Raw genomic sequence first — 11,203 nt, 5'->3', positions numbered from 1 at the left:
AGATCACACCGGACCGCAGCCAACTCCTCATTCAGCACACCCGATCAACGACACGACCGATCAAGAAGACACGCCGTCACGGACCGCACATGACCGTGCCCTACTAGAGCCTTTCCGGCCGACCTTGGAACTCTATGGCAGCAAGCGCGTGCCCTGCGGCTAAAGCGGCCTGGTAGCGCCACGCAGTCGAGTGCGGCATCAACCGGCTCAAGAGGCATCGGGCCGTGGCCACACGCTACGACAAGTTGCAGGTTCGCTACGAGGCCACGGTCCTCGTAGCAGCCATCAACGAATGGCTGTGACCAGCGCATGTGATACACGCCCAAACGGAGCGCGCAAGCATGGACCTGCAGTTACTCCCCGGCTGCGTCAAGCAAGATCTGTGCCAGTTCACGCGGCTGGGAGAACATTGGCCAGTGGCCGGTGTCCATCTTGACCAGCTGCCAGTGCTTGCTGTTCAGGAGCTCGGCCACGTCGTCGTCCGGCTCGGCCCCGGCGAGCAGACACTGGATGTACGTCGCCGGAAGTTCACCGAGCGGCCCTGCGAGCACGGCGGGCTCGGTCAGCGTGGCGCCCGGGTGTGGCGTCGAGCCACGCACGAGGCGTGCGATCTGCTCATCGGTGAGACCCTCGCCGTCGTAGTGAGTTGCGGGCACGAGCGGCCAAAACCCTCCATTTTTGGCGATCGATGCCTTCACCCCGGCCCCGCCGTCCGGCCAGGCGGAGACAAACGACTCGCCATCAGTTGGAACACTGGAGTCGACGAATACCACGCGGGCCAGCCGGTCGCCGATCCGCTCCGCGGCCTGACCAACCGGGATGCCCGAGTAGCTGTGACCGACCAGGACGACGTCACGCAGACCCTGGCGTTCGACCTCGGCAACGATGTCCTGGACGTGGGTCTGCTGCCCCGCCAGCACACCCCGCTTGTCAGCAAGACCGGACAGCGTCAACGGGTAGACGCCGTGGCCAGCCGCACGCAGATACGGCACCACCTCGTCCCACGCCCACGCCCCGAGCCGCGCACCCGCAACCAGCACGAAATTCACCATGCCCGCACCGTAGCGGGGCAGCCTGACAATCGCCCCGAAAATACTTTCGATACACGCCCCTCGGTACAGCCACTGCGGCAGCTCTCACGATCTGGCTCCGAACATGATCGACGGGAATGCTCCGTGGCACTGAGCCGAGGACGTGCTCCTCGCTGCCCCTGTCGTCGAGGATCTGCACCCTCACAACAGCGATCGAACCCCTGCTACGAGGGGCGGAGTACGGGATCGATCTCTGCCAGGCTCTCGTGCAGCCGACGGGCCCCCGGGCAACACGATCGTCGGTGTCGGCCGACATCTCCTCGCAGAGCCGTAGCGCCTCGTCCAGGTCGTCCGAGAAAATGCTAAAGACATCGACGATCGCGGTGTGGATGTCATCGGCGTGGTTGTCGTTGGCGACTGCCAATGCGGACGCGACTATCGTCAGTCCGACCCTGTCGGTGAAGAAGTACAACCGGGCGCTGCGGGATCTGATCGCCGGCGAGAAGGCACGCCGAGTTTCGTCGTCTCCCACGAACTCAGCCTGGACGAGGCCCAGGGCATCGGCGTAGTCGCGTGACGCCCGGTTCGTTACGAAATGCCAACTCATTTGTGCGCCGGGGAGATCGTCCAGTCGGCCGTGGACGGCGCGTAAGTCCTGGTGGTCGGCGAGCAGGTCGTGACTTGTCCGCGTCGACGGTGTGGTCCACGCCCGGACCGGTCGTCAGAGCGGCAGCGGCGGCACCCGTGTCCTTGAGGAAACTGCTGCGCCACACGTCGTCCCACCATTCCCGCAGGAGAGCGTCCACGGCGCTGTCCGAAGCCGTGAGGTTTGCCCGCTCGCGAACACGGCCGCGCAGGCCAATCTCGCAGGAGTGCGAGAGATCTGCGGCATCTTGTTGACTCTAGTTAGTTCGGATCATAGTCTAACTAACTAGCTCAGGAGCGCCCCGCTTGAGTGCGAACGTTCTGCGTCCTGGTGGGGCAAGCGCCATTGGAAAGATGATCATGATCCGTAGATGGACACCGCTGACCTGGGCAGCGTTCGCAGCAGCGCCGGCGCCGATGCTGGCCCTTGTGCCGGGCACTACCGCGCTCGCGCGCGCCGCCGGGAGCATCTCGATCGGCTCGACGTGTCTGGACGGCCGCGGCACCGTTCAACTGGCCACCTGCGACGGCTCGGCGACCCAGGTCTGGAGTTGGCAGCAGGACGGCAGAGTCAGGGCGGCCGGCGTGTGCCTGGACATCTCCGGTGGTTCCACCGCGAACGGTGCCCCGGTCGACCGCGACGCGTGTGTGTCAGTGGCATCCGGGCAGAAGTTAAGCCACTTGCCGGACGGCACCATCTACGCTGCCGCGCCCTCAGCCTCACCGACCAGGGTAAGCGGGCTGTGGTGACCGCACCCCAGCGCGACTGGAACACAGCAGCGCAAGCACCACCAGCGACGAGCGCCGCGCATCCGCGCCCTCACGTTCACCCTCTGAGCATCGAGGCCTCGTGTCGGGTCGGCGCATTTCTCTCCGTTCGAGAAGGGTGACCTGGATGAGTAGAATTGGTGTACGGCCTGAAGTAAGAAGAGTGAGAATCGCGAGTAAATGCGCGCCCCTCCATTCCTGGAGTGCGGTGACCGTGGCAGCGGCGTGCACCGCCCTGCTGAGCGCGCTTGTCTCTGCCGCACCGCCCCGCGCCATGGCGGTCGCCAATGGTTTCACGGAAGTACAGCCGGCCAATGTTCCCTACAAGCTGCCGGTCGTACTGCCATCGGTAGCCCACTCGCCGACGGAGGATTCCCAGGCTCCGTACACCAAGACGGTCGTAGGACTGATCAAGCAGCTGCTGCCGTCGAATCCTCCGACTCTCAGCCAGCTGCAGAACGCGTTGCAGATCCTCGACGGTACCGGCTTGTACAAGTACAGCGGCGGTCACTCTCCTGTCGCAAGCTGCAACCAGACCGGCTCCAACCTCGCGCCGAGCGGCACTACGCCAGCCATCTCGCCGTTGTGCTGGACCGACGGAGCCGGCGTCGAGTTGTTCGCGGGACCGCAGCGCGGACAGTCGACAGCCGCCACGCAGAATTCTGCGGTGGCCGGCTCATTCGACCCTAGTTTGGGTAACGCCTGGGGCCAAGTAGAAGGCGCCGAGGCACGCGCACATATGGCTACCGGTCTACTGGGCCCGCAAGTGGATACGGACATCTTCCCCAACTGGGCTCGTTCCAGTGACGAAACGGGTGAGGACCCCTACCTCGCTGGCGAAACCGCAGCGTCTGAGGTTAACGGCGTCCAGGGCCAGCACGCGATGGCTCAGACCAAGCACATTCTGGGTTATTACGGCAATGATATTTCCCAGCCGGTCCAGATATCTGATCAGGCGATACACGAGCTATTCGCACCTCCCTACGAGGGTGCCGGAAAAAAGGGGTCGACCGCATCGTACATGTGCTCATATCAGACAGTTCAAGTCCCTGACGCGCCGAACGCAACGCTGGGGCAACTCACCCAGAAGAGCCCGTTCGGCAGCACCACAGCACAGACTCGCAATCTCACCGACCCCAACTTCGCCTGCGGAAACCCCCTGATCCAGAATCAACTCATCCGCGGTGAATGGAACTCCAAAGCATTCGTGGGCACTGACTATCCCGTAGCCACCAGTGGCACCGATCTCGCTCAGGGCACCGAACAGAATATGCCGGGCGAGGACCCGCGTACCGGGACCGCAAGTGTCTGGGACGAGATTCCACAACTCGTACTCGACGGCCATATCCCGTTGCCCGTGTTTGAGCAGTCCCTCGCCCGCGTGCTCTACCAGGAAGAGCGCTTCGGTCTGCTCGGCTGCAATGACAGCAGTGCTTCTTGCAGCAATCCCGGAGGCGTGAACGGGGTGCGCGATGGTTCAGCCGCTCTCCCGACCGGAAGCCCGCGTTCAGCCGCCGTCATCGGCACAAAGTACGGCGATGCGGCGGTCGCTGAGAAGTCCGCCGAGGAAGGCGGGGTGCTTCTGAAGAACGACGCCTCGACCCTCCCCATCACGCCGGCCGACCTGTCCTCTGGAGTCGCGCTCAGCGGCCCGCTGGCCGAATACAACGTCGGCGCTCCCAACAATGAGTCTTCCGGCGGCTACCCCGACCGCAGCGTGATCAACACCCTCCAGCAGATCAAGACGTTCGCCCAGAACGACAAAGGTTTCACCTACAGCCCGGCTCTGAGCCCAAGCGGCTACGCCGTACCCTCATCAGCGCTGTCAACATCGACTACACGTGTAACCGGAGGACTTGACCGCACGGGTGGGCCCGGTGCCCCGACGGCAGACAGATCGCTCGACTTCACCACGACTTCACCGGCGGGACAGCTCCCCAAGGGAAACTATGCCTGGAGCGGTTACCTGTATGTGCCGTCAGCAGACACGTACACATTGCGTATCCAGAGTACGAAAAGCTCCGACATCGGCGTTGGACTCTCCGTCGATGGGAAGTCTCAGTCGGCCTCGACGTCGGCACGTGTCTACGCTGCTCCTCGACCCGGCGTGTTTCCGATGGACATGAGCACTACCCGGGCCGGCTTCACAGAGAGTGGGCTCAATAATTCGGCCTACAATGTGGGACGTCTGTCTGCCGGTTACCACTCGATCTCGGTATCGTTCTCGAACGGCAGCTCCGGAAAGGCCAGTTTCCGGCTTGCTTACAGCCGCGCAGACGGCGACATAAGTGATGCCGCAGCAGCCGCGAAGGGCAAGTCCAAGGCCATCGTGTTCGTCGGTGCGGGAAACACAGGGCAGCTTACTGATCCGGCGAATCCGGACATGGTTATCGGGGAGCTGCCCGCCGATCAGGTCGCCCTCATCAAGGCGGTCGCGGCGGCAAACCCGAACACCTCAGTTGTACTGAACACCTCAGGTCCCGTCATCACAACCTCCTGGATTCACGACGTCAAGAGCGTCCTGGATATGTGGCAGCCAGGCCAGGAGGGTGGTACGGCAACGGCGCGACTGCTGCTGGGACTGGCGAATCCCTCCGGGCACGTGGTGACGACCTGGCCGCAAGGAAGCAAAGACACCCTGTTCAGCAGCGACCAGAACCAAGGACTGTTTCCGGGAGATGCCACCGGCACCCATCCAGAGCGGGTGGGCGGAACGGAAAAGCCAACCGGACAGGTGCCGGTCTGCGAGACAGGTACGGTCTGTCAGGGCGAAGACGCCAAGCTGAACGGCCCGACCATCGCTACCGACCACAGGAACTACACCGGTTCTGGATTCGCTACCGGATTCCTCACCAACGAGGATTCGCTGCGCTACCAGGTCAGTCCGAGCAAAGCGGGCACGTACACACTGCACGTTCGGTACGCCAACGCCATGGGGTCGAGCCGGTCGCTGCACGTCGCTGTGGATACCGGGCCGGCGCGACTGCTACCTCTGCCGGACACCGGAAGTCGGGACGACTGGTCGATCGCCAAAGTCTCATTGAGCCTTACGGCCGGGCCCCACACCGTGCGGCTATTTCGGTCCGGCTCGGACAACACCAGCAGCAACGTCAAAGTGGACAGCCTCGGATTGACCGCCCCGGGCGCCCGCTTCCCCAGCGCAGCAAACAGCCTCGGTGGTTTGTTTGAATGCTCCGTCGCTGTCATATGCGAGCTTGAACGAGGTCAAATCCACGGAACAGGTGTCAAGGAGGCCGTCGATCATGAGGGCTACACCGGTGAAGGATTTGTCGCCGGCTTCACCCAGGCAGGTGACCAAGCGCAGGTGAACCTACCTTCCGACGCGGGGAAGTACACGTTGCAACTGCGCTACGGCAACGCCATGGGAAGCGCACAAAAACTCACTGTCGGCATCGACGGCACAGCCAGTCAAGTCAGCCTGCCGGCACCGAGCGACGGGAACACCTGGAGCATCAAGACTGTCGACGTCAATCTGACCGCCGGAATTCACAAGATAAAAATTCTGCGGAGCAGCAAGGACAGCGGCAACGTCAGCATCGACTCGATCGCACTGACCGCCAAGGGCGTTCCGTATCCGACGTCTCAGGTCGCAAGCTTCGGCATCTACGCCGGTTATCGCTACTACGACCAGCTGGGTATGGCAGTACAGTTCCCATTCGGGTGGGGCCTGTCCTACGCGAATTTCGCGTACTCGACACCGACTGTCACCGCCACCAAGGACGGTGGGCTGGACGTGTCGTACACGATCCACAACACCGGATCGCAGGCCGGTTCTACGGTGGCACAGGTGTACGTCGGCCCACCGTCCATACGGCCGAACGGTGTGGAGTTCGCGCCACGGGCGTTGGCGGGATTCGACCGCGTAAGCATCGCTGCGGGCGCGTCGAGGACCGTGACGACCCACGTCGAACCGCGCGCTTTGCAGTACTGGTCCACAGCTAAGCAGCAGTGGATTCGCACCTCCGGTGCCCGAAAGGTGTTCGTCGGTCCAGCAGACAGCCCGGCTCAGCTGCGGAGTGCCACGACTTCCTGACAGCTGAGGTCACTCACTCGATGCCCGGACACCGTTTCTGTCCGGGCATCGATGACGTTGAGGCCTTGCGCGCACCGACCTCGGGCCGCCGCCCACCACTGCAATCTCGGCTCGTTCCGACTTCGCCGGTCGGCCGGAAGCCGTTCCGGCCGGCGATTCGGGAGAACTCCCACGCGCCCGACCAAGGCGCCGCGCTGGTGATCCGACGGCCCGGACGGGCAGGGCTTCGGCGTAGTCGCGTGACGTCCGGTTCGTGGCGGACTGCCAGCTCAGCGGCGGTGCTCTCGGAACGTGACAGGCACGGCTTCCAAGATCATGGAGTTCTCTACGCCCCGTGATCCAAGTGGAAGACCGTGCCTGCCGACGCATCATCTCTGATCCCGCCTGCCCTTGACCAACTGCGTGAGAATCCGCAGGTCGGACCCGAGGAGGCCCCAGGCCTGCTGGAGCGGCTGGCCGAGGTGCCGGACCCGCGTGACCCACGCGGGGTGCGCCACCGCCTGGCCGTCGTGCTCGCTCTCACCGCGTGCGCGGTGCTGGCCGGAGCGACCTCGCTGCTGGCGATCGGCGAATGGATCGCCGATGCCCCTGGGTATGTGCTGGAACAGGTCGGTGCGGACCCCGATCCGCTTCTGCCCAGGCGGATCCTGCCCGCAGAGACCACGGTCCGCCGACTGCTGGCCCGCATCGACGGCGACGCGCTGGACCGGGCGGTCGGACGATGGCTCGCCGACCGTCACCCGAAGGCAACCGGGCTGCGCGGCCTCGCAGTGGACGGCAAAAGCCTGCGCGGCGCGGCAAAAGCGAACGGCCGCAAGATCCACCTGCTCGCCGCGCCGGAACACGCCACCGGCCTGGTCCTGGCCCAGCTGGACGTCGGCGAGAAGACGAACGAGATCACCTGCTTCCAGCCGCTGCTGGACACCGTCGCCGACTGGCAGGAACCGTCGTCACCAGCGACGCCATGCACACCCAGCGCGAGCACGCCGACTACCTCCTCGGCCGGGCCGCCCACTACATCGTGATCGTCAAGGGCAACCAGAAGAAGCTGCGCCGACAACTCAAGTCCCTTCCCTGGAAAGACATCCCGCTTCAGGGACGCACCCGGGGAACCGGCCACGGCCGCTCCGAAATCCGCCGGATCAAGGTCGCCACCGTGGACAGCCTCCTGTTCCCCGGAGCCCGCCAGGCCGTCCAGATCAAGCGCCGGCGCACTGACCGCAAGACCGGCAAGACCACCGTCAAGACGGTCTACGCCGTCACCAGCCTGACCGCCGAGCAGGCCACCCCGGCCCAGCTCGCCCGACTCGTCCGCGACCACTGGACGATCGAGGCCTTGCACCACGTCCGCGACACCACCTTCGCCGAGGACGCCTCTCAGCTGCGGACCGGCAACGCGCCCCGCGCGATGGCCACCTGGCGCAACCTCGCCGTCGGGGCACTCCGGGCAGCCGGAACGAAGAACATCGCGGCAGGTCTTCGCCGCAACGCCCGCGACCCCCGCCGCCCCCTCGCACTCCTCAGCCTCGCATGATCACAAAACGGGCGTCACACAACTACGCCGAAGCCCTGGGACGAGGCCCCACCGCCTTCGAGCACTTCGACGCCCCGCGACGAGGGCTGGACCAAGGTGGTCCTGCATCCGAACGGACACGGCACCGGCCACAAGCGGTAAGGCGCCGAGGCTGGACGGGCGACGATCGCCTGCGCTCCGGTCGGACCTGAACCAGCGGCAATCGCCCGCGCTCCGGCCCGGTAGGACGGTGGACGCCCAACAGTGTCCGCAGTGGCAGCACCCCGTCCCAGCGGCTGCGGCCGCCAGCCTGTTCCTGGGCCCGTGCCGGAGGCTTCCTTGCCCGACGGCTCCCGCACCTCAACCAGGCCGACGCGACCCGGCAGGGCGTTCCGGCTAGGCTCGCACCCGTGACGTGGCTGCGGGTCTTCGGGGAGGTCGTGCGATCTGGGCTCACGCTCGAGGAGACGCGGCTGGAGCCCCTGCTCGCGCTGCGCACGGCTGCTGGGGTGGCGATCGTCCTCGGGCTGGCGCTGTGGCTGGTTTCCCCTGCGTACGCCGCGTCCGCCGCCCTCGGTGCCTACTCCGCGGGTGGGGCCACCTTCCAGCGCACCTGGCGTCCACGCAAGGTGATCGCGCTCGGAGCGGGCGCGGGTCTGGCGCTCAGCACCTTCGTGGGCTACCTGGCGGCGGGGCGACTGGTGACGTTCCTCCCACTGCTGGCCGTATGGGCCTTTGCCGCGGGGATGGCGTGGGCCGTCGGATCGACCGCTGGGATCGTCGCAGCGACGACCGTCGGCAGCATGCTGGTGACCATCACCCTGCCCACGAGCGTCGGGCGAGCCCTGGAGCACGCCGGGGTCATCGCGCTTGGAGGCGTGGCGCAGGCCGTGCTGATCTTGCTGTTGCCGATTCGCCGTTGGGGGGCGCATCGTGACGCGCTCGCCGACGCCCTGGCCGCCGTGGCGGACTACGCCCGCCGACTGCGGCACGACCCGACCGCCCCGTTCGACCCGGAGCCGTTGATGACGGCCCGGGACGCGGCCGCCGTGACGCCATCACAGGCCCGCACCCGGCCCCCCGTCCTCCACGGTCCCCGAGGACTCGCCGAGCGCATTCGGCCGGTCGTCGCCGCGCTCGCCGACCCGGACGTCGGCGCCCCGGCCGAGGGACCCGGGCGGGACCGCGCGCGGGAGTTGCTCGACGCGGCCGCCGACGTCCTGGATGCGGCTGCCCGTTCGATCCGCCGCGGCACTCCCGCCGAGGTGCCGCCCGGGAGCGCGGACGTCCTGCGCGTCGACGAGAAGCACGAGGTGCTGGAGGGCCCCGCGCGGCAGACTGCCGAGCGGCTCGTGGAACTGCTCGGCGAGGCGTTGGAGATCGCCGGGAGCGGCGGCGCGCGCGGGAAGACGCCCACGCTGCACGGCCCCGCAGGCGCCCAGTTCCTGGTGCGCCCGACAATGTTCCGGCTGGTACCGGTCGTCGTCCGGGCGGTCCGCCGTGAGCTCCGCTGGGACTCGCCCGTGTTGAGGCACGCCGTCCGCCTGGCGGCGGTGGCCACGCTCGGCTATCTGATCGCCGCCCGGCTACCCCTGGGCCACGGCTACTGGGCGCCCATCGCCTCGGTAATGGTGATGCGGCCGGACTTCCACCGGACGTACGCGCGTGCGGTGGCCCGTCTCGCCGGGACCCTGGCGGGGGTCGCGCTCGCCACCGGGATGGTGCGGGCCCTGGGCCCGGACGCCCATGTGTTCGGCGCGCTGACGGTGGTCTCGGCGGGCCTGTCGTACACGCTGATCCGTACCGGCTACGCCTACTCCCAGTGCTTCACTGCCGCGTACGTCGTCTTCCTGCTCGGCATGGGCGGCCAGGCATGGGAGCAGACGGTCCCGGAGCGTGTGGTGCTCACCCTGCTCGGCGGGGCCCTGGCAATGCTGGCGTACGTGGTGTTCCCCGCATGGGAGACACCCCGTCTGCCGGGCCGGCTTGCGGACTGGCTCGCCGCCAACGGCCGCTATGCGGCCGCGGTGCTCCGCAGCTACGCCGAACCGACCCGGGAGCATCACGCCGACATGCGCAGGGCACTGCTGGCGAGCAGGGAGGCACGTGCCGCCTGGCAGGAGGCCTACGACCGGGCAAGGCAGGAACCGGTCCGCCCCAGGGGCCTGATGTCGCGCGAGGCGGAGGAGGCGCAGGAGGCGCTCAAGGGGTTCGGCCGGGCGGCGATGCTCATGGAGAGCCACGTCCCGCGGGCCGACAGCCGTCCTGTCCCCGAGGCGGAGCGGCTCGCCGAGGCCCTGGAGGCGGACACCGCGCAGGCGGCAGTCGACGTGCGCGAGCACAGGAATCCGGACTGGGGGCGCGTGGAGGAGGCGCTCCACGCGTGGGAGGGCGCCGCCGCCGGGGACCGGAGCCCGGTGATGCGGCGCGGGGCGGAACTACAGAAGCGGGCCTTGGAGGACCTCGCGACGGCCGTGAGCCGCACACCCTTGGAACGGGACGTCGGCTCCGCTCGCGAGGAGCAGCGGGTGCGGGCGGCCGTGGCGGCGGAAGATGACGATCAGGACCCGCGCCCCGGCGTGGGTGACGGCGCCGGCGACGGGGAGCGCCCCGCCTCCTCGAGCGGGAAGTAGTCTCCCGGCCGCGTTGAGCGCCGCCACACGTACGCCGCTGTCGCCATTACGAGGATCAGCCCCGCCAGGATGAGCAGTTCGATCCCCTCGACGTTCCACCGGAAGGACTTCTCCGCCTCGGCCGTCACGATGAGCACCTTGCGGATGCCGGCAATCAAGCCGACGACGAGGAACGGCTCCGCGTCGAGGGTCTGGTTCCTGATGGTCAGGCGGACGGTGTGGAGCAGCTCGGCCACGATGAACAGCACAAGGCCGTTGTCCAAGGCGGAGAGAACGACCGTCTCCTCGCGGTACGGCCCCTGGATCGACCTGATGACGTCGTGGACGACCCCGACGGTCAGGAGCCCCGCGAGCAGTACGAGGAGCGCCGCGACGACGAGGTGGATGCCGTCCTCGATGAGCTGCAGGAAGCCCTGTACTCGGCCGCCCTCGGTCTTCGGGAGAGTGGGTCGCACAGTCAGCATGCTAGTGCTGCACTGCGGAAGTTCGTGGAGGGGTGCTGATCAGGTGGTCTTGAGCGGGGCACCGTCGTAGGTCCACTTGTATGGCTTCGTGGTCT

7 protein-coding genes and 1 pseudogene are annotated in these 11,203 nt (G+C 66.8%); 6 read left to right on the top strand and 2 right to left on the bottom strand.

Features of this window, described 5'->3' with window-relative positions:
* Positions 1-353: 353 nt before the first annotated feature.
* Positions 354-1,052, bottom strand: a complete 699-nt coding sequence (locus tag ACFVXE_RS37905; RefSeq protein WP_389678232.1) for an alpha/beta fold hydrolase — start codon at positions 1,050-1,052, stop codon at positions 354-356.
* A 364-nt stretch (positions 1,053-1,416) separates the two neighbouring features.
* Between ACFVXE_RS37905 and ACFVXE_RS37900 the strand changes: the two genes are divergently transcribed.
* The 6 genes and pseudogenes from ACFVXE_RS37900 (at position 1,417) to ACFVXE_RS37875 (ending at position 10,644) form a co-directional block, all read left to right on the top strand.
* Positions 1,417-1,608, top strand: coding sequence for a hypothetical protein (locus ACFVXE_RS37900; RefSeq protein WP_389678230.1), 192 nt, complete (start codon positions 1,417-1,419; stop codon positions 1,606-1,608).
* A 422-nt stretch (positions 1,609-2,030) separates the two neighbouring features.
* Positions 2,031-2,426 (top strand): ricin-type beta-trefoil lectin domain protein, encoded by a 396-nt coding sequence (locus ACFVXE_RS37895; protein WP_389678228.1) that lies wholly within the window; start codon positions 2,031-2,033, stop codon positions 2,424-2,426.
* 226 nt (positions 2,427-2,652) lie between these two features.
* Positions 2,653-6,498, top strand: a complete 3,846-nt coding sequence (locus tag ACFVXE_RS37890; protein ID WP_389678226.1) for a glycoside hydrolase family 3 C-terminal domain-containing protein — start codon at positions 2,653-2,655, stop codon at positions 6,496-6,498.
* Positions 6,499-6,851: 353 nt separating this feature from the next.
* Positions 6,852-7,523 (top strand): transposase family protein, encoded by a 672-nt coding sequence (locus ACFVXE_RS37885; protein ID WP_389678224.1) that lies wholly within the window; start codon positions 6,852-6,854, stop codon positions 7,521-7,523.
* Positions 7,433-7,873: pseudogene (locus ACFVXE_RS37880) on the top strand (ISAs1 family transposase); the annotation flags it as partial. The gene ACFVXE_RS37885 and the pseudogene ACFVXE_RS37880, both read left to right, overlap by 91 nt.
* Before the next feature lie 548 nt (positions 7,874-8,421).
* Positions 8,422-10,644, top strand: coding sequence for an FUSC family protein (locus ACFVXE_RS37875; RefSeq protein WP_389678223.1), 2,223 nt, complete (start codon positions 8,422-8,424; stop codon positions 10,642-10,644).
* On the opposite strand, the gene ACFVXE_RS37870 is transcribed toward ACFVXE_RS37875, so the two are convergent.
* A complete protein-coding gene (locus ACFVXE_RS37870; RefSeq protein WP_389678221.1) occupies positions 10,572-11,108 on the bottom strand; it encodes a phosphate-starvation-inducible PsiE family protein in 537 nt (178 codons plus the stop codon). The two genes, ACFVXE_RS37875 and ACFVXE_RS37870, sit on opposite strands and share 73 nt — an antisense overlap.
* Between the last annotated feature and the right edge of the window lie 95 nt (positions 11,109-11,203).

Source organism: Streptomyces sp. NPDC058231 (assembly GCF_042882275.1).
Classification (GTDB): domain Bacteria; phylum Actinomycetota; class Actinomycetes; order Streptomycetales; family Streptomycetaceae; genus Streptomyces.
This window is presented reverse-complemented; position numbering and strand designations above follow the sequence as displayed.